The organism is Duganella fentianensis, assembly GCF_009857835.1.
GTDB classification, from domain to species: domain Bacteria; phylum Pseudomonadota; class Gammaproteobacteria; order Burkholderiales; family Burkholderiaceae_D; genus Rugamonas; species Rugamonas fentianensis.
The window spans coordinates 1-21,567 of the sequence record NZ_WWCL01000004.1; the positions used below are offsets into that span (position 1 = coordinate 1).

The window sequence follows — 21,567 nt, forward strand, 5'->3', positions numbered from 1 at the left end:
GTCAAAGCTTGATGACCATAGCAAGTTGGTCCCACCCCTTCCCATCCCGAACAGGACCGTGAAACAACTCTGCGCCGATGATAGTGCTGCAACCAGTGTGAAAGTAGGTTATCGTCAAGCTAGTTATACTAAAAAGCCCCATTTGTCTGAGTACCACAGCGTATTCTGCACAGATGGGGCTTTTTTCCGTCTGTAGTCAGGCTTTGTGCTTTAGAATAACTTGCATAGTGTAGGAGCAATTCCATGGCAGGTTATGTAGCACGCCTTCTTTTACTATTTAGCCTGTTCTGGACGTGTGCCTCGCTCGCATATGCTGCACCTCTGAGTCTGCGTTTCGAACATCTGGGCGTGGAGCAGGGCTTAACGCAGGAAACTGTCACTGCCATACTGCAGGATAAACAGGGCTATCTCTGGCTCGGTACACAGGCCGGTCTGAACCGCTACGACGGCTACCGCATTACTGCATTCAAAAATAATCCCAGCGATAACACCAGCCTGCAGGATAACTATATCCAGGCCGTCTATGAGGACACACAGGGCGCTATCTGGGTGGGCAGCCGCGGCGGACTGGATCGCTATGATCCTGCCACTCAGACTTTTACCCATTTGCTGGGCCGCGAACGCAGCGTTTCCGTGAATGCCATCATTAGCGATGGCAGGCAGGGACTATGGCTGGCGACGGCGAATGGTCTGCTGCATTTCGATATGGACAGCAGCAAGGTGCAGAGCTATCGTCATGTTGAACATGATGCCGCCAGCATTATCGATGACCGCGTGAATGTACTGGCCTTGGACCGGCAGGGGCACCTGTGGGTGGGCACCGATGCCGGTCTGGATTTGCTGCGGGCCGGTAGCAAGCAGTTCGAGCACATCAGCAGTGGTGACGGTAGGGCGCTGGCGACAGTGATACAGGCTCTGACGCTGGCAGCTGATGGTGTGCTGTGGGTGGGCAGCCGTGATGGTCTGCAGGCCTGGCGGCTGCAAGGTAGCCGCGCCGAGCGTATTGCTCTCGGCGCGCAGGACGATCTGCATGGCGAGCGGGTGGAAGCGCTGCTGTTTGATCGCGATGGCGTGCTGTGGGCAGGTACTTATACCAATGGGCTGAAGCGATACAACAAGCTTAGCGGCGGATTCTATACTTATCGCCATGTAGGGCAGGATCGTCATAGCCTGGGCGATAATCAGGTGAATTCCTTGTATCAGGACCGCACTGGCACGCTATGGATAGGCAACTGGTATAACGGACTGGATAGGGTGGATTTGCGCAGTGGCGGATTCGAACACTATTCCGAACAGTCGGGCGTACTGCCTGCTATCAGTAACAACAAGGTGCGAGCGATTGCGGGGGCGGGGCCAAATCAGGTCTGGATGGCGACGGCCAAGGGGCTGACGCTGGTGGATCAGGCTCATGGCACCAGCAAGACCTACCGGCACGACGAGCATGATCCGGCCAGCCTGCCCAGTGACGAAGTTCTGACGCTCGATACCGACGCGCGCGGACGGCTGTGGGTAGGGACGGTCAACGGTCTGGCCTGGCGTGATCCGAAAACCGGACGTTTCACCCGGGTGGAACTTGATACGCTACCCGACGCACGCATACTGCAGCGCGTACTGGCCGGAAGGGATGGCACTGTGTGGGTGGCTACGCGCGCCGGCCTGCACCGCATCGCTGCCGGCAATGGTGCGGTGACCAGCTGGCACCATCAGGCCAGCGATCCGGATGTACTCGATGGCCGCATCTATACGCTACTGGAAGACCGCAACGGCAAGCTGTGGATAGGCACGCAGAATGGCCTCGACTGTTTTGATCCGGTGACGGGCAGCTTCCGCAATTATCGCCACGTGGCCGGTGCCAGTGATAGCCTGATACATTCGCGCGTCCATTATCTGTACGAGGATGAACAGGCGCGCCTGTGGATAGGTACGGCGGCTGGCCTGTCGGTGGCGGAGCGCCGCGCTGACGGTACGCTGCATTTTCGTACGGTGCCCATGACGGCGGCGCGTGCTGCCGATCCGATAGGCGGAATTGCGGGCGATGAACAGGGCCGTTTATGGATCAGCACAACGGCCGGACTGACCATGCTCGATCCCGGCACTGGCGCGTTCCGCGAGTACACGGCGCGCGACGGACTGATTAACGGATCCTACTTTATCGGCTCGGTGTATAAAGGGCCGAACAATATGCTGTACTTCGGTGGCTTGAGCGGGGTGACGGCATTTAATCCCACTGACATCCATGGCAATCCCGATGCGCCGGTGGTGGTGGTGACTGACTTTCTGCTGTTTAACCGTTCCGTGCTCAGTGCCGGTACTGACCGGGCCAGGCTGATGCCCGGTGCGCTCGCGCATGGCAAATCGCTGACGCTAGACTACCTCGACACGGTATTCTCCATCGAATTCGCGGCTCTGCATTTTGCCGATCCGGGGCGTAACCAGTATGCCTACAAGCTGGAAGGCTTCGATCCTGAATGGCTGACGGTGGATGCGGCAAAACGCTATGTTACTTATACCAATCTCGACCCGGGGCGCTATGTATTCCGCGTCAAGGCGGCCAACAAGGATGGCGTCTGGAGCAAGGAGGCGACTACGCTGGAAGTGATCATCGCGCCGCCCTACTGGAAGACCTGGTGGTTCCGGCTAGGTCTGCTGGGTATTTTGCTGGGCGCCGTGTATCTGCTATTCCGCTTCCGCATGCGCATGCTGATCCAGCAGAAGCATGTGCTGGAAGAGACGGTAGGTAGCCGCACGCGCGAGCTGGTGCAGCAGAAGGAATCGGTCGAGCGGCAGAAGCGCGAAGTGGAGCACCAGAAGGAAAGCGTGGAGGTCGCGCACAGGAATATCTCGCTGCTGTCCGAAATTGGCCGCGCCATTACTGCCAACCTCGATAGCGAAGCCATCATGCAGATGCTGTACAAGCATGTGCATGCGCTGATGGATGCCAGTGTATTCGGTATCGGCATCTATCGCCCCGAGCAGGAGCTGATCGAATATCCGTTTGCGATGGAAAAAGGGAAGCGCTATGCACCTTATGTGCGCAGCATGCGTGAGCCTAACCAGCTGGCAGTATGGTGCATCCAGCATGGCAAGGAAGTGTTCATCAACGATCTGGAGCTTGAGTATGGCCTGTATATTGCCCACCTCGAGCATGTTACCAGCGCCGAGGATATGGGCACGCTGGAGGATGGCTCGCTGCCGACCGCGCCCCGTTCGCTGATCTATGTACCGATCAGCGTCAGCGGGCAGGTAAGGGGAACCATCACCGTGCATAGCTATCGTCCGCATGCCTATCAGCGCATCGATGTGGACATGCTGACTACCTTGGCTTCATACGTGGGCGTGGCGTTCGCCAATGCGGACTCCTACCGCAAGCTGCTGGATACCCAGCAGCAGCTGGTGGAACAGGAGAAGCTGGCAGCGCTGGGCGCGCTGGTGGCCGGGGTGGCACACGAGCTGAATACGCCGATCGGCAATAGCCTGGTGGTGGCCAGTACGCTGGAAGACAAGACGGAAGAAATCCACCAGCGGCAGCAGAGCAATACCCTGCGCCGTTCCGACCTGACCAGCTTTATCGATGCGGCGCGCGAAGCATCGACGCTGCTGATGCGCAGCCTGCAGGGCGCGGCGGAATTGGTGAACAGTTTCAAGCAGGTAGCGGTGGATCAGGCCAGTGCCAAGCGGCGCCCCTTCAATCTGCTACAGGCCAGTCAGGAAATCGTCACGACGATGCGCAACCAGATCCGCAAGGCCGGCCATTCCATCGTGCTGGAAATGCCGGAAGATATACAGATGGATAGCTTCCCCGGCCCGTATGGACAGGTGATTATCAACCTGATTAACAACACCCTGCTGCACGCTTTTGAAGGGCGCAGCGGCGGCGAAATCCGGCTGTGGGCCGTGCGGCTCGGAACGGAGCGGGTACGCATCGTGTTTCAGGATGATGGCAAGGGCATCGCGCCCGAGCACCAGCTGCGCATCTTCGATCCCTTCTTCACTACCAAGCTGGGGCAGGGCGGCAATGGTCTGGGCCTGAGCATCACCTACAACATCGTCACCTCGCTGCTCGATGGCAGCATACGGGTTGATAGCGCGCTCGATATCGGTACCCGCTTCACCATGGACCTGCCGCTCAAGGCTAGCAAGTCCGGCGAGTAGTCCCGGGCACGACGGGGCGCGCTGCGCACCCGCGCAGCGTCAGTTCAGTTTGAACGAGGACAGGTAGGTGTCGATCTGTTCGGCGGCCAGGTTCTGTGCCCGGCCCAGTATGATGACCTGATAGATGCGCTGGTCGCGCGCGACCAGCTTGCCGATCAGGCGCGCGGGCTGGCCCTGCTGGCTGCCGTCCGCTTCGAACTCCAGCATGGCTTGCAGGCCGGTGCTGCTGTCCTTGTTGCTGCGCAGGGTGGCGCCGATGTTCTTCAGCAGTGCCGACTGCATGGCCTGTAGCGCATGCATGGCGTCGGCACCGTCGGGCAGGCGCGCACTGCCTACGGCAAATACCACGCCATCGATTTCCACCGCCGTCATGGTCATCTCCAGCGGCAGCGTCGCCAGTGTGACACTGCGCGTCTGGCTGGCCGGCTTACCGGGGAACAGGATGCTGTAAGGCGCATCTTTGCTGCGGTAATCGCGCCAATCGTATTTTGGGCTGCATCCTGTCAGCGCAGCTACCAGCATTAGCGCCAGTGCGGAACGGTAGATCATCGCTTAACCTTTTTTCTTGGACTGATTCTGTTCGGCTTTCCACGCGTCGATGTGGGGTGCATGGCGCAGCACGCGCGAGGCCGGGTCGATGGTTACGCGCGCATGGGGCGGTAGTTGCAGCGTGCCCTGACCATTACTCATGGACAGGCGCTCGATACGGTCGTTGACGCGCACTTCGATGGGCATGGGGAAGCTGCCGCCATCCTTGAGCTTCCACGTCAGGGTCAGCTGGTCGCCATGGCGCTGCTCTACCAGTTCCGGCAGCGCTGCATGGTATAGATAGGCGTCGAAGAACCAGCCTAGATCCTGGCCGCTGATCTCGTTGCACAGCGCGATGAATTCTTTGGTGCTGCCATAACGCGGCACGAACTTGCCCGGCAGGGGCTGATCGGTGCCGTACACCATGCGGCGCGTAGCGGCAAAGAAGGCATCGTCGCCGATCAGGTTGCGCAGCGTGTGCAGGATTAGCGAGCCTTTGGTATAGATGTCATTGCCCGGGCCACCACGGCTATCGTTGTACACGTCTTCGATGCGCTGGGTCTTGCCGCTGACGATAGGCGCCTTGTTGAGCAGCGATTTGCGGTGGTTGAACAGTTCGGACTGGAACTCGCGTTCGCCGCGCAGCTGCTGTAGATACAGCGGCTGCATATAACTGCCGAAGCCTTCGTGTAGCCACATATCGTCCCAGTCGGCATTGGTCATCTGGTTGCCGAACCATTCGTGCGACAGTTCGTGATGCAGCAGCCAGTCATAGCCCAGCGGCGATTTGACGTAGCCATTGCCGTAGGCGTTGATGGTCTGGTGTTCCATGCCCAGATGGGGCGTCTCTACCACGCCCATTTTCTCGTCGCCGAATGGATAGGGGCCGATGGTGCTTTCGAAGAAGTCCAGCATGGGGGCAAATTCCGCAAACAGGCCCTTGGCCTTTTCCTCATGGCCCTTCAGATACCACATGCGCAGCGGAATACGATTGCCGTAGCGGCTGGCGTATTCGCCGGACAGCATTTCGTACGGACCGATATTCAGTGCCACGCCGTAGGTGCTGGGGTGTCTGGCGCGCCAGTGGTAGGTACGCCAGCCGTCCGCTTCATCCATGCCCATGGCCACACCATTGCCGGCTACGACCAGCGGCGCCGGTACGCTGATGTGCAGATCTATCCGTTCCGGTTTGCCCTGCGGATGATCGATGCAGGGCCAGAACAGATCGCAGCCTTCGCCTTCGACGGTGGTGCTGATCCATGGCTGGCCATCGGCCGTTTTACTCCACATGAAACCGCCGTCCCACGGGGCACGCTTGGCCACGTGCGGCACGCCATGGTAGCGCAGGCGCACGGTGGCGCGGGCACCGGCGGCCAGCGGCGCGGGCAGGGTCAGCGTCAGTCTGCCTTTGGGATTGCTGATGGCCGAAGGTGGCAGCGCTACGCCGTCGGCCAGTGCGGCGTCGATCGTCAGGTTGCGGTCCAGTTCCAGCACGATGCGGCTGAGCGCTGCGCTTGCCGTGAAGGTCAGCGTGGCATCGCCCTGTATGCTGCGGCTGGCGGGATCGACGCGCAGCGCCAGATCCGCATGCTCGAAACGCATGGCGAGCTGCTCGGCACTACGGGGGCTGCCGGAATTGGCGGTGAAGTCGGTCAGCGGGGCGGGCGCTGTGGCGCAGCCGGCCAGCAGGGCGCCGGCGGCCAGAATCAGGGGAAGACGGTTCATTGTGGAGTAGCAGGTTGATATGGGCTGCGCACAATATAGCAGCAAGGCCGGCGTAGGAGTGACGCTTAGGCAGCCCTTAGGCAGAATTTAGCATGGCAGATCGCGTTCGCGCAGCGCACGCTGGTACTGGATGGCTTCGCGGACATGGCTTTCCTGTATGCGCGCGCTGGCGGCCAGATCGGCGATGGTACGGGCGATGCGCAGGATGCGGTGGTAGGCGCGGCCGCTCCACTGGAAGCGCGCCATGCTGCGTTGTAGCACGGTGTGGCCGTAGCCATCGAGCTTGCAGTGCTGTTCCAGTTCGCATGGCGCGAGTGCCTGATTGCGCTTGCCCTGGCGCTGCTGCTGGCGGTCTGCTGCCTGCTGGACGCGGGCGGCGATGCTGCAGCTGGTTTCGCCGCCTGTGCTATCGGCCAGCGTCAGCGGATCGACCGCTGCCACTTCCAGCTGGATGTCGATGCGGTCCAGCAGGGGGCCGGAGATGCGGCGCTGATAGCGCGCTATCTGTTCGGCGCTGCAGTGGCAGCGCGCACTGCTATGGCCCGCATAGCCGCATGGGCAGGGGTTCATGGCAGCGATCAGCTGGAAGCGGGCTGGAAAGTCGGCCTGATGGGCGGCGCGCGAAATGGTGATATGGCCGGATTCGAGCGGCTCGCGCAGCACATCGAGTACGCGCTGTTCGAATTCGGGCAGCTCGTCGATAGTTATAGCTGGCGCAACCATAGATGAGTCTCCCAATTCAAATTAAATCAATAGCTTATAGCTCATCTAAGTGTTTCAAGGTTAGATGAGGATGCAAAGAGTGGCAGCCTCATCTAAGGATGGTCGTCGCAGCGGTGGACAAATAGTCAGCCAAGACTGTTGACTAATGTTAACGAAAATGCCAATATTGCAACCTATACGTATGCACGCAGTTTTACCTTAGCTATTGATTTGAACCAATGACGCCCGACGAATTCAAGAAAGCTTGTGATGACCACTTATTCTGGTGCTATGGCACAAGTGCGATTTTTCAGCGTCGAGAGCAAAAGTTAAAAAAACGCCGGGAATGGATTACATATTTAGGCATCATCGGCCCACTTGTAATCGGCAGTGTGGTCGGGGCCTTTGGCAAGGACTGGAAGGTTGGTGGAATTGAAGTGCTTCCGATACTTGTGCTTGTAGCCAGTTTAGTTGGTATAGCTCAGATTGTACTTTCCTGCTGGGCATTGGTCGCTCGTTGGGATGAGGCTTATGCTTCCGCCCAAGATTCCGTCAGAGCAAATACCACACTCTACAACCGCTTTAAGTCAGTGCGTGACTTTACCACTAGCAATTATCAAGATGCGTTGAAAGAACCTCGTGAAGAGAATGCTCGGCAGGAGGTCCTTGACCGTGCTCAGTCCATCACCCCGGCTGAAGAAAGATATGCTTATAACGCTTCGATGAAGTACCTAGGGCTGCCATGTCGCACATGTCAGATTGTGCCAACAGGGAAAAGTAGCAAATGCACTAGCTGTGGTAACTGGTAAATCTTTTAAAGGAATTAATAAATGTCCCCCAAAATTGCTCAATTCGTGAAGGCACTCGATACGCTCACACCTCAAGAGCGCTCTGAACTTTTTACGTTTATCAACAATCGAGAGAAGGCGACACCTAACGGTCGCATCATTCTTAATGAAGAACTGCGGAAAGCACAAACCATCAATTTTGCTCCCGGCCCCGGCGCTTGCCCAACGTGCGGCCGATGACCCCAAAAAGCACGCTCGCCGCTGGGCAAGGGGGGCAGCAATAAGACCCTGCTGCCCCCCTTACCCCTAGCTTAATTTGCTACGAACAGTGTAAAGGGTCCGCTTCGCCAGGTGCTCCCCCGTTCGGTGCTCGCCTTGCTCCGCTCCGCATGCGGCGTCCGCGCCTGCCCTTGACACCGTTCTTCGCTAAGAGGAGGGGAGAGCGGGTAGAGTAAAGCCCGTCAACCTGGCATTAAGACGGGATACAGCGCTTTTCAAGCTTGCTTGGTCGCCGACAAGGAGAACGAGTTCTCTAGCGCGTGTAATCGCTGTGTAAAGCCATTCTCTAGTAACAAGTACCGAAGTCTCTAAGAGAACCACTACGATTTCAGAAGAGCTACCTTGTGCCTTATGACAAGTAATGGCATAGGCGAGTTCGATATCGCCTTCTGCTTCTGCGGGCAGTTCCCTGGGGACCTTTTCACCATCCCACAACACTTCAATGTGGTCACCTTCAATCGACGTTACAACACCTAGCAGCCCGTTAAAGAGACCGTGCTGATACCTGTTCGCCGTCATAACGACAGGGTCATTCACAGCTACAGTAGCAAGTGGGCCGAGGCGGCGAGTGGCCGTGGTGGAGTCTCTCCGAACATTTGATTCCGTCTCATTGATATCCGCGACAGAGGCTTTTTTGGCGGCAATCACCATCAACTCTGCTTTATTTCTCCACCAGCGCTGGACCTTAGCTAAATCCACCGTAGGAACCAGATATACACCGCTGGTTTCGCCCTCCCAATCATCGAGCGCAGGGGTTTCGCCTGCCCGGATACCTTGTGAGAGAACGGGAATATTGCTTCCCTCCGCTTGGCGAAGAACTTTGGTCAGCTTTGCGACCCGGGACCCTTCATGCACCAAATCATGGAACACTTTTCCGATACCAACTGGCGGAAGTTGGCCTTCGTCACCGGCAATCAATATCCGAGCCCCGGCAGGAAGCAAACTAAGAAGCTTGTGCAGGCTCGGGGTATCCATCATTCCCGCTTCGTCAATGATGAGTAATGTGCGGTTGGTAAACTGAATGTTATCGGCATTGGCAATCGCACTGTCAGTTTTATCCGCAGCTTTTCTCTCCAAGAAACCAATCAGTCTTGCAATTGTGTAGGCTATCCTTGGCTTGCCAGGGGAAGACGCGCCGCGTGAAAGAGTTAATGCTGCTTTACCCGCAAGCGCCCCCATCACCACGTTCCCGCCAAGTGATTCCCATGCTGTCGCCAAGACCTTCATCACAGTCGTCTTTCCTACGCCAGCACCTCCCTGCAAAACACCAACGCCGAGACGCAAAAGCTTGGCCACAGCTACGCGTTGCTCTACCGTCAAAGTCAAACCAACTTCAGCTTCGGCAAGAAGTATCAAGCCTTCGAGGGCATCAGCCTCAAGCAGTGTTTCCTTTGCGCTGGTTTCTTCAATTGCCAAGAGCATTCTAGATACCTCGTCCTCAAGCCAAGCCGCGCCAGGAGCACGAAGTAATGTTCCTGTTGTTCTGAGCAGCCCCGCTTGTCTCGCGACGTTGAGGGCCAAGTCGGGAGGAACGGCCTTACCGGCTAGCATAGCCATAAAGCTATCCTCGGTAGCCGCTGTGTCGCCATTTGCAAGGACATCTCGCCAAACACTATTAACGGCACCTATTAGGCGATGTGGGTGGTTAATCAGGTCAATACCTGGGTCAGCATGTCTTAACAGGCGTTGTCCGATGCGGTCAGCGATTTTCCAATCCATCAAACTCGCAGCTAAATACGGATTACGCGCTAATCGTTCCATTGCATCAGGGCCGCCCAAGAACTGCCACAGCTTGTTTGCAGTCCTGAGTTCTCGGACTCCGAGTTTTTCCAAGAAAGTCAAAAATTCGACTTCCTGAGCTTTTGTACGTAGAGAAGCGGAATTGCTTGCCATCCCGGCGTAAACTTGCGCAGCAATCCTCATTGCCAAAGCTGGCTTATCTGGCTGAATTACCTGTGCCACGTCATTGATACGTAAGATATTTGTCAGTACTCCGGGAAGCTCTTGACCAAACGCGCCGATTAACCGGCCAGCACGCGTCGGCCCAATGTTGGGAAGTCTCGACAACCACGGGCCGAGCAGGGCCCCCTGGTGCACAGTTCGTTGAATTACTTTGCTATTGACTTGCGCGACATGTCTTCCAAATCTATCCCGATATGTAGACAGTTGTCCTTCAACCAAAAATGCATCATCGGGTAGAGGCTGGAGCTCTCGGCCATGGTATTTCACACGAATCGATGTGCCATCAGGGCGAAGACCAGAAAAAATGCAGCCGCCCTCCAGTTGCGAGATTACGCGTTCAACGACAACGATGTCTTTAAAATTCTCGCTCAAGGCTCGACCCTCAGCAGCACACCGTTGAAAACAGCGTCAAGCTGCGCACGCAAGCGTAGATTTTCCGCATTTAAAACTTCGATTGCATGGGACGCTTCCTGCAATTTTTGCAGCAATTCCGCTTGCACAGCTAAGGCCTCTGTAGCGGACTGCGAAGCCTCTCGAGCGTCTTGGGCCTGTCGCACCATTCGCTCTTTAATGGCGCTATCTCCGGCAGATTGCAGTAAGCGTGCGCCGATAGGTAGCAGGCCCTGACCCTCGGCTACAAGATTGACCAGTTGACTCAGCTCAACCCGCTCGTACAGGTACTTCTCCTGCGTCGTCTTCAAGTCAATCGCTTGGGCAACAGCACGTACATTAATCTTGCCATCGGGCGTAGATGGCAGAGTTGGCTGTCGCATACCTTCGGGCTGTTGAAGATACGCGGCCTCGCACTCATTGAGGTAGGTTTCAAGGCGCTCTTTTACTTGAGGGATGACGCTAGGTCTTGGCATGTTTAGGTTTTCTTTGGACGAAGTACGGCAATTTTTTCGGCACCAGATTTTTCGAGAAGAGCCCGCAGATTCGCGTTCTCTTCTCTCAGCAACTGAATGGTCTTCAGACTCTCGGCTAGGTCTGCCTGTGTCTGCTGAAGGTCAAGCTCGGTATCACGATACGACTGTTTGAGATTCTCAAACAGCTGCTTCCAATCAGCGATACGAGTGACCAATTTCTTTTTTGCTGCTCCGCGACCTATTGGCTCTGTTGCCTTTAAACGTTTCAACCAATTTCCAACCTCTATGCCAAGCTCTCGCTGTTTTTTACTGTAGAGTGTCGTTGGGTGAATGTCCGCTCTGCGGGCAACTTCCGCCCCTGAAACCGCGCCTTCATTATGCGGATAAACGCCTTCGTTCTCGGCTATTTCTGCCTCGATGGATTTCATCACCGCCCTGACGCGTGCTTGCACCTCATCAGAACGCTGACTACCTTGCGCAAGCGCCTTTTGTTGGATGAGCGCACGAGTGGCATCCGAACGTTTTGCTTTGGTTTTCATGTCATTGGTCATGCCGCGCTCTCCAGAATTCCGCTTAACCGGCGTACAGTCGGGTCCATGGACCATTTTTCGCGTATGTCGGCGAATCGGTTGAGATGACTTCGAATCTGTCCGGCCCAGAATTCCAGAACCAACTCTTCATTGTTCGCCTCTGCAATTAAGTACTCCCGAATGCAATCTCGAATTGCGCCGTCCACGTCCTCCCTCAAAAAAGGCTCTTCCAGTCTATGGTTGCAATGAGATTGGCATCTCGCAGGTTCTGGATGGCCTTTACTCTTATTGCAGGGGCCGGATTCCGTGCCCGGGAATTTAGTGCAAATGATTCCAGGCCGGACGTACTGCCACGCTTTGCCTTGCAAAGTCAGGATTTCGGCCAATTCGGCCACACTGGAGGCCCCCCAGTCTTCGCCTAACTGGTGGGTCCGTTGCTTGTGCGAGGTGATTGCGGTCTTAAGAACCTGTGCGGCAGGGCCGCCGTATCCGTTTACCGCATCTTCTTCCTCAACCATTTCGCCAATGGTCTTGGTCGCTCGTAAAATTCTTAACTCGCGGCTGACTTTTTCAATTTCTGCACGCAAGTCTTTGTCCGCCAAAATGTAATACAGCGTCATTTCGATAGACTTGTGCCCAAAGACATCCATCAGGACTTTAGGCGCTTGTGTGATAGCTAAAGCGACCAAACGTGCCACAGTTTTACGGAAGCGGTGAGACCGGAAGTTCTGTCCACCCGGCGCTGTGTCCATGCAAAGCGATTTTGCATAAGCAGTTAAAGCTTGGCCAAGCCCAATGAGGGGTTTTTTACGGTCGCTTTTTCCGACCCCGTACTGAGCCCACAAATGTTGAGGCTCTTCGCTTGGCAGAGCGCGGTTTCTGTCGGGCGTCATCGTTCCGATACGTTCCATACAGCGAACTAATCGAACTTGTTGTTCAATCGCTAGGGCTGCCATATCAGGGAGAACCCAATCACGAAATTCACCATCATGGCGCTCAACGAGTTTAAAAGTCCGACCACGGGCGTACGGCATCTCGTTGCGCTCATATCGAACACAGTTCCGCGTCAAGTCAATGGACTCCGACTTTCGACCTGCTGTTGACATATTGACGACAAATAAATGGGCCAGTTGAAGATTGCCCATTAAAGACATGAGCTCACCAAATGAACGAGGCGGCCAGTTCAAGTCTTGAACTTTGATGTCATCTGAATTCTCATCGCCAGCATCCGCCAACTTAGCGCGTCGTTTCGCCAAATTTCTATCGTGATGTGAGCGTTTTCCGTGCTGGGTAAGTCTGATTTTGAAGGGGGGCTCACGGAAAGCGACTCCGGAGGCATCGCGCCACACGTGGTTTTCCAACAGAGCATTGACGAGCGCCTTCCGACGTCCGCTCACCGCACTTTCGCTGAGATGTGGGTCTTCTGTGTTCTCCCAAATCTCAATAATTTGCCCGCCCAAATCTAGCAAATTCGGACCTAAGTGATTGATGAGCCACAGGCTCTTCACACCCATCTCGGAGACATAGTCATCAGGGAGTGGAAGATGGACATCAATTTTGCGTTCGGGAGGCTTTTTTACGGCATCTCCACGAACTCGGGTAATGACGTCCACTTTGCTGCCAAAAGAAGGGACATCGTCCCAGTAGCCATATTGAGAAAGCCGATGGATGCGCGCAACTTCCCCAAACGTGGAAGCCTTCGCCGCATTGGACATGCTTTCGAAGTCTGACTGCTCAAGAAGCGAAAGCAGCTTTTGTGATTTGCTATCTTCCTCCGTTAAGAGGAAATGCTCCGCCTTAAGGGCCTTCGCCACGCCAATGGCGAGGATATGTGGCATGTAACTGTAAGCGATGAGTTTAACGGTGGTCGGGTCGAGTGATTTAGCTCGCCCCTTTTTTCCTAGCGCGGCAGGCCCCATACGCAACAGAACAAGATATCGAGTTTCCACGAGCACGGCTAAGTCAACTAAACGGCTTAGTCGGCTATTGCCATCTTGAGGCAGCTGTGTCTGGAGCTCTGCGGGCAAGAAATTGGTGATGCGCTTTCGGATATCGATATTTAGTGTCGCTTCGCCACCCTGAGTTCTATTCCATTTCTGCGGAGTGAGCCAATACCCAAAAGTCTCACCATGTTGCAGAATTTCCTTCAGCGCTGAGACTTCAGCTGCCCCCATTTTATGAACGAGTTCAATCGGCGCGCACAAGAGTGCGCGATTTCGCGACGCCTCAATTTCATCATCTCTCGTGATTTCCAACGCATTGGCGAGGATGAGAGGGTTATTTGCACTAGCTGTAATTTGAGAATTCAATTATGCGCCCTCTAAGTTTATAACCCGATGCCTCCCATCGGAAATTGCCTTTCTCCACGCTTGCAACGCCGTATCCATCGCGATAGGGTCAAAACAGGCTAGGGCTTTGCGAGTGTTGTCTAGCTCCTCCCCGAAGGAGGACTCTAGGAATGCTGCTACCGAGATGGTACTTTGAATATGTTCCAACTCTGCCTGGCGCTTGCACAAGCCATCAAGGCTGTCGGGGAAAATAACTGCATTCTCTTCGCACAAAGTGCAGCGATGCACGTTGCACTGCGAGGCACCGGAAGCCCGGAAATTGGGCGCAATCCGAGAGGGAGGGTTGGCAGGGTCCTTGCACCCCACGCCGATTCTGCTTCGTCTTAAAGCACGGTAGTCCTCTAGCCGTTGACGGTCGCTGGCTGTGGGCTCTCCGTCACGAGACCAGCGCGCCAGAATAGTCGGGTCAACGCGGCCATGAAATTTAACTTCATGCCAGAGCGCATTGCTGAATGTGCGGTAAAGCCCTTGGCTACTCTCGTTCAGCAAAGTATTTTTTAGATAGCGCTGGGTTGTCGAAACACGCCGATGGCCGAGTGCTTTCATCACAAATAGAACCATACCGCCGCTGACTTGGTAGGCATAGGCAGCATAAGCATCTCGAAAATCGGATGCCGTGATAGCAGTTATCTGCCGGTCGGGGGCCTGCGTCTGGTTGATAACTTGGACTACTTGTTGCACGAAAGAGCCCTTATTCTCTCGGTCCAATCGTCGATGATAGGACGCAGCATCTAACGCTGCAATTCCAGTTTGAGCCGTCACGTAGAGCCACGGCGAACGAGCGACGTACTCTAATTTGACGAGCTCTTTTCTGGCGTTATCAAGCACCTCGGAATTGGCGTTTGATTTTTGAAGTAGCCTGAAGGCTTTTGCTTTCTCGGCCAAATTCCGCTTCACTTCGATGCGTAGGACCTCGGTCTGCTTCATCAAGCGTTTCAAAATCATTCCAGCTGAACCCTGGGAGCTCAAGAGTCCCTCAGTAAGCTGCTCTGATTTTCCTCGCGCTTTAAAGCCTCGCAGCAAATATCGGCGTGGGTCTTTGGGGTGCGTTTCGATAAACGGCTTGGTGACATCCAAATCCAGAAGGACTGAAGGGTTCCAGCCTGTGGTAGCCAAACAAAGATGAAAGGCTATACGAATGTCGTAGGCATCCGGGAATCTACCCCGTAGCATGTCCGGGATGCTGAGGCCACGGCCACTGAACTCCCATGGCGCAAGGTCACCCCTTAACTCATCTGAGTTGGGGAGCACTGGTTCCAATTCTGAATACAGCGAGCCAAACCTTTGATAGTTGGCGAGCAGTCTTTGCTCTTCAGTGTTAGCAGGAGCCGAGCCCGACATCAACTCGGTGGCGCGGTCCCACCGGAATAAGGCGGAAAACCACTCGTGCTTTATCTTTAGACGTATGGCCTTGGTCTGCCATTCTGGCGGAAGGTAGCGCTTTTGTTCCTCGCGCTCTGGCGCAAACCAGTGTAGTTGCGGCAGTCCTTCCGAGAGACGAGCGAGATTCACTACGCGGACGAAATTGCTAAACGCGAGCCGGTGCATGCCCTGGTCAACGGCATACTGTCGATGAACCTCAGTCAGGTCAGCTACAGTTTCGACAGGCTTCGTTTTTCCATCTAGGGCGTCAAAGATTCGCCACCATGTCCTAAATGAATGGTAGTACTTATCGACCGTTCTGCGGCTGGCGAACTCAACTAACTCCTTCAGTACAGGAGCAAGCTGCGCAATTAACTTGGGGCGGCCAGACATTGCCCCTGACCATGAGCCGCCAGGGTTTGCTCGCTTATCCTCCCCATCCCTGAAAATAGTCAGGCTGACTTTGACTGGATATTTTGTATGTTGCGTCCAGAAGTTAAGGTCATCGATAGGACTGCTTGAGGTCCAAGCGGCCGATGCTTCCACTGCAACTAAGGGAGGTGCCAGTTCCTTGAGATGGTCCTTCTTATAAGCCCGAATGCTCATTACTGATTCACCTCGATAGTAGGATGAACGGGCAGTTCATTTTCATCTCCACGGTCCAGGTCAATCGACAAATTGACTCCGAACATATTGCAAATCCATTCAAGGTAAATCATGGATGTTGAGGCGTTAGCGTGCCCTAACTGTGGTTGGATTTGCAGCCGAATAATGCTCATGGCTGTGGACTCTAATAAGGCCTGCGCAATCTCGGAACCAGTTTCAAACAGTTTTTTAATTTCTTCATGTCGGGTGACTTCTTTCCAAAGAATGGAGCAGGCCCAGTAGTCGCGCCCTAAATGAGGTGACCACCCGGCATAAGGCAACTCAACAGCCGTCCAGGCGTTATAAAGCGCTTTTCCGGTGATGCGCTCACCGGTATCCTCATCTAAAAATAGATGAACAGCGTCGTCGATGCGGCGGCGCTGTTCAGTTAAAGTTGGTGCGCTTTTTACCCATTTTTTCAGCGCAACGTTACGTGTCTTCTGCCTGTAGGCGTGGATTCGTTCTGCAAGTTCAAGTGGAATCCAGATTTGACGTTTAGGCCCAATCTTGTCGCCGTGGTCATAGCCGTAGTCAGGTCCTTTTGTGCCAAACTTAATTTCGAGACGGACTCGCTGGTTCGCCCGAGGAGCGCTAGGGTCATTCAAATGCCAAGCTGCCCGTTCTTCGGGTAGCGTATCGACGCGGAATCCCGCAGCTTCTGAGCGACGCAGTGCTGAAAGGAGTACTAGTTCACACATCAAACCTTTAGCATAGCCTGCAAGGTGGTAGACCTTTTCGAGCCATTCCTTGACTTCGGCATCTGAGGGTAATCGCAGAGCCCTTTTGTTTTTTCGAGCCTTGCCATCTCTCACCTCCACGGTGATGGCACGATGCCCAATGGAACTGGTCGCCGTTCCAGCGTAAATCGTCGCGGTATGGGTCGGGATGTGAAATGAGGGGCGATGCCCCTTGTCGGACATCCACATCAAGTAATCACAGGCCTGCTGAACGCGAGGATTCACTGTGCCATCCTTTAACGCTCGACCATCTCTCGACCAAGTTCCTTTTTCCATTTCCTTTTGGTAGCGGCCGTGAACGTGGTCTACGTACGTGCAAGTTTTGAGGTCGATGTTTCGCACCTCTGCCCATTCCAAAAAATTGGCAAGCCACTGCGCGTAATTCTTAATGGTTTGGTCTGAAGGGGCTAGGGCAGGAGCTTGACCTCGAGTGCTCGGATTCCAGTAGCCGAGTCCACGGTCAATTAGGTAGGCGCTTGCCAAGCGATGATAGCCAGGACGGCTATCGAAAATGCATGGCAGATTTGCAACTTTTGCAAACCCCGCCTTAGAGGTCACTTCCGGGTCACTGTAGTAAACCGTAAAGCTCATATAATGTTTTTGGTTGTGGCAATAATGTGAGATTGCCACATTGCTACGAGAATTACAACTAAAACTAATGAATTTGTTGTGCGTCTATAACGAGGAAGAGCACACCGTGATGGGCTAGCGAGATTTCGCCGGGGCGCGGCAGGCTGCCGCCACCGACCAGGGCCACGCCGGATGCCGTGTGGTGCGGAGCACGGAAGGGCCGCTGCTTCCACAGGTCGAGGCGGAACTGGCCGGTGAGCGACAGCACGGCTGCCGCTTCCAGCGCTTCGGTATCGCTCATGGCTGGCAGCAGGCCGGGAAAGCGCATGGCCAGCATGGTTTTGCCGGCGCCGGGCGGGCCAACTAATAATACGCTGTGATTTCCGGCGGCCGCCACTTCCAGCCCCCGTTTGACGGTTTGCTGGCCTTTGACATCGGCGAAGTCCGGATAGCGGCGCAACTGGCGCAGCGGCGGCGCGCGATGGCGCGCCAGTTGGAGATCACTGTCATGGGCGGTGAAATGGCGGCACACCTGCAGCAGCGAGCTGGCCGGATAGATGGCGGCATCGCTGACCAGCGCCGCTTCGTCGGCATTATCGATGGGCAGGATCAGCCCGCACAGGCCGCCGTAACGGCGGCTGGCCACGGCCATGGCCAGCGTGCCGCGGATGGGGCGCAAGGCGCCGGACAGTGACAGTTCGCCGGCAAATTCGTATCCGGCCAGCGCGCGTGCGGGGATCTGTTCCGAGGCAGCCAGTATGCCCAGCGCAATCGGCAGATCGAAGCGGCCGGACTCCTTGGGCAGGTCGGCCGGTGCCAGGTTGACGGTGATGCGCTGGGCGGGAAAGCTAAAGCCGCTATTGAGGATGGCGGCGCGCACGCGGTCGCGCGCTTCCTTGACTTCCGTATCGGCCAGACCAACGATGGCAAACGCGGGCAGGCCGTTGGCCAGATGGACTTCGACGCTGACTTCCTGCGCGTCCATCCCATTCAGGGCACGGCTTTGGAGGACGGCTAGGCTCATGGCTGGGCTGGGCGGTGTGAGGGCATGCCGCCAGCGTAGGCTGATAGAGCCTGGCGATGTTGCGCCAGCCCAAAAGGGCGGCGCGGGGAGGACTTGGTTACAGGCTTAGTTGCCGGCCTTGGCTTCCAGTTCGGCCAGACGGGCTTCCAGTGCTTCGAGTTTGGCGCGGGTCTTGGCCAGTACCTGGGCCTGGATCTCGAACTCTTCGCGGGTGACCAGATCGAGCTTGGCGAAGCCCTGGGTCATCATCGATTTGACATTCTTCTCGATGTCCTTGGCCGGCGAATTTTCGATCGCCTGGCTGACCTTGCTTTGTAAATCATTAAAAAAAGTATTCATATCCATCATGGTCCTCGGTGGGTTCTGCCTGTTGCGCACCATTGCGGTGCGAGTACGGCGTTAATCTGGTGCGAATGTTGCATTACGGACATGCGCAAAGCTGAAAATTCTCACGTTTTGCGCAGGCTTCCCAAGTTTGGCGCGTTGCCAGCCACATTTTGAGGCATCTCAAAAGCTGGCACGCAATCTGCTAAAGAAGGGATGAACGCTGTTCATCGCTTCGAACAAACAGGATTTTAAACCGCAACTGCAATCTAAGTTCAATTCAAGAGGAAAACTATTATGAAAAACCCGGGCAAGAACTTCACCCTGATCGCTGCGTTGACCTTAGCATTCGCCTCCATGAGCGCCTCGCTGGCGCATGCCGAGGAAGCGACACCCGCTGCCGAAGCCAAACCGGACAATGAAGTTACGTTTAATGCGGCCATTGTCAGCGACTACCGCTATCGCGGCGTATCGCAAACCCGTCTGAAACCTGCTGTGCAGGGCGGCGCGGACTATACCAATAATCCGACCGGCTTCTACGCCGGTACCTGGCTTTCCACCATCAAGTGGACCAAGGACGCAGGCGGTTCTGGCGATGTTGAATGGGATCTGTACGCTGGTAAGCGCGGCGAGATCGTCAAGGATGTAAGTTATGACGTCGGCGGCCTGTACTACTTCTACCCATCGAATGGTCTGCACCCTAGCGCGAATACCTTCGAACTGTATGGCCAGATCGGCTACGGTCCGTTCACGGTCAAATATTCGCAATCGACGACTAATCTGTTCGGCACTGCCAACAGTAAAAACAGTGGCTATCTGGATGGCAGCGCCAATTTCGAACTGAGCGAAGGCCTGCTGCTGAACCTGCACATCGGCCATCAGAATGTGAAAAACGTTGGCGCAGCCAGCTACACCGACTACAAAGTCGGCGTGACCAAAGATTTCGGTGTGGCTTCGGTGGCTCTGGCGGCGGTCTATGCCGATTCCGATTTCTACACCGCAATGGGTAAGAATCTGTCGAAAAAAGCGCTGGTTCTGACCGTCTCTAAAACCTTCTAAGCGAGGCCCGTATGAAACTGATTACCGCCATCATCAAGCCGTTTAAGCTCGACGAAGTCCGCGAGGCTTTGTCGGCCATTAACGTGCAAGGCATTACCGTGACCGAAGTAAAAGGCTTCGGTCGCCAGAAAGGTCACACCGAGCTGTATCGCGGTGCGGAATATGTGGTCGATTTCCTGCCCAAGACCAAAATCGAAGCTGCCGTCGACGACGCGGTGGTGGAGCAGGCCATCGAAGCGATCGAAGGTGCTGCCCGTACCGGTAAAATTGGCGACGGCAAGATCTTCGTGTACAACCTGGAACAAGTCATCCGTATCCGTACCGGCGAAACCGGTAACGACGCTCTTTAAGGGGAAGCTAGATGAAGAAATTAGTTACGTCCTGGCTGGCTGGCGCCGCCGTTCTTTGCGCGCTATCGGCGCCCGTGCTGGCCGAGGAGGCTAAACCGGCCGCTGCGGCTCCTGTAGCGGCAGCGGCCGCGCCGGCCGATGCTCCGGCGGCTGCCGCACCCGCAGTCGCTGCACCTGCCGCCGCTCCGGCAGCTGCGCCGGCTGCGGCCGCGCCGGCCGAAGCAGCTGCTGCACCGGCACCGGTACCGAACAAGGGCGACACGGCCTGGATGATGGTCTCCACCATCCTCGTCATCATGATGTCGATTCCCGGTCTGGCCCTGTTCTACGGCGGTCTGGTGCGTTCGAAAAACATGCTGTCGATACTGCTGCAGGTGTTCACCATCTTCGCGCTGATCATCGTGCTGTGGTGCGTCTACGGCTATTCGCTGGCCTTTACCGAAGGAAATGCCTTCATCGGTAAATTCGACCGCCTGTTCCTGAACGGTATCTTCGACCCTACCAAGGCAGCGTTCTCGACGGCCGCCACCTTCAGCAAAGGCGTGGTGATTCCTGAGTACGTGTACGTGGTATTCCAGGCTACCTTCGCCGCGATTACCTGCGGCCTGATCGTCGGTTCCTTCGCCGAGCGCGCCAAGTTCAGCGCCGTGCTGGCCTTCGTCGTGCTGTGGTTCACTTTCGCCTACCTGCCAGTGGCCCACATGGTCTGGTTCTGGACCGGCCCTGACGCCATCAAGGATGCCGCCACTGCCGCCACCGAAGGCGCCAAAGCTGGCTTCCTGTTCCAGAAAGGTGCGCTGGACTTCGCCGGCGGTACCGTGGTACACATCAACGCCGCCGTGGCCGGTCTGGTCGGTGCTTACTTGATGGGCAAACGCGTAGGCTACGGCCGTGAATCGATGGCACCGCACTCGCTGACCATGACCATGATAGGCGCTTCGCTGCTGTGGGTGGGCTGGTTCGGTTTCAATGCCGGTTCGGCACTGGAAGCAGGCGATGTGGCGGCTCTGGCCTTCGTCAATACCCTGCTGGCTACTGCTGCCGCTACCATGTCGTGGCTGTTCGGCGAGTGGATCATGAAAGGCAAACCATCCATGCTGGGTGCCGCTTCGGGTGCCGTCGCTGGTCTGGTAGCGATTACTCCGGCTTGCGGCTTCGTCGGTCCTATGGGATCGCTGATCATGGGTCTGCTGGCTGGCGTGGTCTGCCTGTGGGGTGTGAACGGTCTGAAACGTCTGCTGGGCGCGGATGACTCGCTGGACGTGTTCGGTGTGCACGGCGTGGGCGGTATCCTCGGCGCGCTGCTGACCGGTGTGTTCGCTGCTCCATCGCTGGGCGGTCAGGGCATCTTCGATTACGTCACCAACAAAATGTCGGCTGATCCTTACTCCATCATCGGTCAGGTGACCACCCAGGCGACGGCCGTGGGTACCACCATCCTGTGGTCGGGCATCGTTTCGCTGATCGCCTACAAACTGGTGGATATCGTGATCGGTCTGCGCGTACCGGAAGAAGAGGAACGCGAAGGTCTGGACATCACCAGCCATGGCGAGTCGGCCTACCACGCTTAAATAGCGTATCGTCAGTATCTCGTTGTGCCCGCCCGCGTGGCGGGT

General features: G+C 56.0%; 16 protein-coding genes, 1 rRNA gene and 1 pseudogene. 7 read left to right on the plus strand and 11 right to left on the minus strand.

What is annotated here, in order from left to right:
- The first annotated feature begins 7 nt into the window (after positions 1 to 7).
- Both rrf and GTP23_RS17070 read left to right on the plus strand, forming a co-directional pair.
- Positions 8 to 120, plus strand: a 5S ribosomal RNA gene (gene rrf / locus GTP23_RS17065).
- Positions 121 to 243: 123 nt separating this feature from the next.
- The gene (locus tag GTP23_RS17070; protein WP_161036255.1) at positions 244 to 4,152 is read left to right on the plus strand and encodes a two-component regulator propeller domain-containing protein; all 3,909 of its coding nucleotides are present in this window, start codon (positions 244 to 246) and stop codon (positions 4,150 to 4,152) included.
- A 39-nt stretch (positions 4,153 to 4,191) separates the two neighbouring features.
- Here the strand turns inward: GTP23_RS17070 and GTP23_RS17075 are convergent, their stop codons facing one another.
- From GTP23_RS17075 to GTP23_RS17085, 3 genes are all read right to left on the minus strand, one after another.
- Positions 4,192 to 4,701, minus strand: a complete 510-nt coding sequence (locus tag GTP23_RS17075; RefSeq protein ID WP_202412249.1) for a hypothetical protein — start codon at positions 4,699 to 4,701, stop codon at positions 4,192 to 4,194.
- Positions 4,702 to 4,704: 3 nt separating this feature from the next.
- A complete protein-coding gene (locus GTP23_RS17080) occupies positions 4,705 to 6,405 on the minus strand; it encodes a M1 family metallopeptidase (protein ID WP_161036256.1) in 1,701 nt (566 codons plus the stop codon).
- Between the two features lie 87 nt (positions 6,406 to 6,492).
- Positions 6,493 to 7,128 carry an ATP-binding protein gene (locus GTP23_RS17085; RefSeq protein WP_161036257.1) on the minus strand — a complete coding sequence of 212 codons (636 nt, stop codon included), beginning with the start codon at positions 7,126 to 7,128 and terminating at the stop codon, positions 6,493 to 6,495.
- 218 nt (positions 7,129 to 7,346) lie between these two features.
- Here GTP23_RS17085 and GTP23_RS17090 point away from each other — a divergent pair, with 218 nt between their 5' ends.
- Together GTP23_RS17090 and GTP23_RS17095 are read left to right on the plus strand one after the other, a co-directional pair.
- Positions 7,347 to 7,916, plus strand: coding sequence for a mobilome CxxCx(11)CxxC protein (locus tag GTP23_RS17090; protein ID WP_161036258.1), 570 nt, complete (start codon positions 7,347 to 7,349; stop codon positions 7,914 to 7,916).
- Positions 7,917 to 7,937: 21 nt separating this feature from the next.
- Positions 7,938 to 8,135 carry a hypothetical protein gene (locus GTP23_RS17095; RefSeq protein ID WP_161036259.1) on the plus strand — a complete coding sequence of 66 codons (198 nt, stop codon included), beginning with the start codon at positions 7,938 to 7,940 and terminating at the stop codon, positions 8,133 to 8,135.
- Between the two features lie 186 nt (positions 8,136 to 8,321).
- Here GTP23_RS17095 and GTP23_RS17100 read toward each other — a convergent pair whose 3' ends face one another.
- The 8 genes and pseudogenes from GTP23_RS17100 to GTP23_RS17135 form a co-directional block, all read right to left on the minus strand.
- Entirely contained in the window at positions 8,322 to 10,508 is a 2,187-nt protein-coding gene (locus tag GTP23_RS17100) for an AAA family ATPase (RefSeq protein ID WP_161036260.1), read from the minus strand.
- Entirely contained in the window at positions 10,505 to 11,002 is a 498-nt protein-coding gene (locus tag GTP23_RS17105) for a hypothetical protein (protein WP_161036261.1), read from the minus strand. Before GTP23_RS17105 ends, GTP23_RS17100 begins: the two co-directional genes overlap by 4 nt.
- 2 nt (positions 11,003 to 11,004) lie before the next feature.
- On the minus strand, positions 11,005 to 11,553 hold the full coding sequence (locus GTP23_RS17110; RefSeq protein ID WP_161036262.1) for a hypothetical protein: 549 nt from the start codon (positions 11,551 to 11,553) through the stop codon (positions 11,005 to 11,007).
- Positions 11,550 to 13,841, minus strand: a complete 2,292-nt coding sequence (locus GTP23_RS17115; RefSeq protein WP_161036263.1) for a site-specific integrase — start codon at positions 13,839 to 13,841, stop codon at positions 11,550 to 11,552. The genes GTP23_RS17110 and GTP23_RS17115 overlap by 4 nt, the downstream gene beginning before the upstream one ends.
- Positions 13,842 to 15,848 (minus strand): site-specific integrase, encoded by a 2,007-nt coding sequence (locus tag GTP23_RS17120; RefSeq protein WP_161036264.1) that lies wholly within the window; start codon positions 15,846 to 15,848, stop codon positions 13,842 to 13,844. It abuts the gene before it with no gap.
- The gene (locus GTP23_RS17125) at positions 15,848 to 17,215 is read right to left on the minus strand and encodes a site-specific integrase (RefSeq protein WP_161036265.1); all 1,368 of its coding nucleotides are present in this window, start codon (positions 17,213 to 17,215) and stop codon (positions 15,848 to 15,850) included. The genes GTP23_RS17120 and GTP23_RS17125 overlap by 1 nt, the downstream gene beginning before the upstream one ends.
- A 91-nt stretch (positions 17,216 to 17,306) precedes the next feature.
- Positions 17,307 to 18,218: pseudogene (locus GTP23_RS17130) on the minus strand (YifB family Mg chelatase-like AAA ATPase); the annotation flags it as partial.
- 105 nt (positions 18,219 to 18,323) lie between these two features.
- On the minus strand, positions 18,324 to 18,563 hold the full coding sequence (locus GTP23_RS17135; RefSeq protein WP_155436807.1) for an accessory factor UbiK family protein: 240 nt from the start codon (positions 18,561 to 18,563) through the stop codon (positions 18,324 to 18,326).
- 276 nt (positions 18,564 to 18,839) lie between these two features.
- Here GTP23_RS17135 and GTP23_RS17140 point away from each other — a divergent pair, with 276 nt between their 5' ends.
- From GTP23_RS17140 to GTP23_RS17150, 3 genes are read left to right on the plus strand one after another with little or no spacing between them, the layout of a single operon-like run.
- The gene (locus GTP23_RS17140) at positions 18,840 to 19,601 is read left to right on the plus strand and encodes a TorF family putative porin (protein ID WP_161036267.1); all 762 of its coding nucleotides are present in this window, start codon (positions 18,840 to 18,842) and stop codon (positions 19,599 to 19,601) included.
- Positions 19,602 to 19,612: 11 nt separating this feature from the next.
- Positions 19,613 to 19,951 (plus strand): P-II family nitrogen regulator, encoded by a 339-nt coding sequence (locus GTP23_RS17145; RefSeq protein ID WP_107878151.1) that lies wholly within the window; start codon positions 19,613 to 19,615, stop codon positions 19,949 to 19,951.
- Between the two features lie 11 nt (positions 19,952 to 19,962).
- On the plus strand, positions 19,963 to 21,522 hold the full coding sequence (locus tag GTP23_RS17150; RefSeq protein ID WP_161036268.1) for an ammonium transporter: 1,560 nt from the start codon (positions 19,963 to 19,965) through the stop codon (positions 21,520 to 21,522).
- Positions 21,523 to 21,567: the final 45 nt, after the last annotated feature.

Coding starts and splice junctions, on each gene's coding strand:
- GTP23_RS17085 (WP_161036257.1), bottom strand. CDS start 7,128: ATGGTTGCGCCAGCTATAACTATCGACGAGCTGCCCGAATTCGAACAG.
- GTP23_RS17070 (WP_161036255.1), top strand. CDS start 244: ATGGCAGGTTATGTAGCACGCCTTCTTTTACTATTTAGCCTGTTCTGG.
- GTP23_RS17145 (WP_107878151.1), top strand. CDS start 19,613: ATGAAACTGATTACCGCCATCATCAAGCCGTTTAAGCTCGACGAAGTC.
- GTP23_RS17075 (WP_202412249.1), bottom strand. CDS start 4,701: ATGATCTACCGTTCCGCACTGGCGCTAATGCTGGTAGCTGCGCTGACA.
- GTP23_RS17090 (WP_161036258.1), top strand. CDS start 7,347: ATGACGCCCGACGAATTCAAGAAAGCTTGTGATGACCACTTATTCTGG.
- GTP23_RS17110 (WP_161036262.1), bottom strand. CDS start 11,553: ATGACCAATGACATGAAAACCAAAGCAAAACGTTCGGATGCCACTCGT.
- GTP23_RS17140 (WP_161036267.1), top strand. CDS start 18,840: ATGAAAAACCCGGGCAAGAACTTCACCCTGATCGCTGCGTTGACCTTA.
- GTP23_RS17150 (WP_161036268.1), top strand. CDS start 19,963: ATGAAGAAATTAGTTACGTCCTGGCTGGCTGGCGCCGCCGTTCTTTGC.
- GTP23_RS17080 (WP_161036256.1), bottom strand. CDS start 6,405: ATGAACCGTCTTCCCCTGATTCTGGCCGCCGGCGCCCTGCTGGCCGGC.
- GTP23_RS17105 (WP_161036261.1), bottom strand. CDS start 11,002: ATGCCAAGACCTAGCGTCATCCCTCAAGTAAAAGAGCGCCTTGAAACC.
- GTP23_RS17095 (WP_161036259.1), top strand. CDS start 7,938: ATGTCCCCCAAAATTGCTCAATTCGTGAAGGCACTCGATACGCTCACA.
- GTP23_RS17125 (WP_161036265.1), bottom strand. CDS start 17,215: ATGAGCTTTACGGTTTACTACAGTGACCCGGAAGTGACCTCTAAGGCG.
- GTP23_RS17120 (WP_161036264.1), bottom strand. CDS start 15,848: ATGAGCATTCGGGCTTATAAGAAGGACCATCTCAAGGAACTGGCACCT.
- GTP23_RS17135 (WP_155436807.1), bottom strand. CDS start 18,563: ATGGATATGAATACTTTTTTTAATGATTTACAAAGCAAGGTCAGCCAG.